Source organism: Psychrobacter sp. TB20-MNA-CIBAN-0197, assembly GCF_040309765.1.
Lineage (GTDB): Bacteria > Pseudomonadota > Gammaproteobacteria > Pseudomonadales > Moraxellaceae > Psychrobacter > Psychrobacter submarinus.
Genome location: NZ_JBEOPC010000734.1, coordinates 1 through 266, shown reverse-complemented (window position 1 = coordinate 266; position 266 = coordinate 1). Strand labels below are relative to the sequence as shown.

At 66.2% G+C, this 266-nt stretch carries 1 protein-coding gene; it reads right to left on the bottom strand.

The window, feature by feature from the left end; translation table 11 throughout:
• Positions 1–266, bottom strand: a 266-nt coding sequence (locus tag AAEY83_RS15770; protein WP_351060459.1) for a hypothetical protein, incomplete at both ends; no start/stop codon positions are given.

Genomic DNA, 266 nt, shown 5'->3' with positions numbered 1-266 from the left:
GCGCGATGGTCTGCGCTTCGTCGGTCAGATGCTGCGGCGCGCCGACCCATTGGCGGATATCGTTTTTGCTCTGCAACTGCATCAGGCCGCCGACGCAGAAGGCGATCAGCACGGCCAGCAGCGCGGGCGTGCGAATGCAACCGAGCAGCGCCTCACGCAGATGAATCAGGCGTTCGGCCAGGCGCAGCGGCCATTGCGCCGGGCGCAGTTGGACATTTTTCAGCAGCGCCGGCAGCAGGCAGACCGCCGACAGATAGGCACCGAGC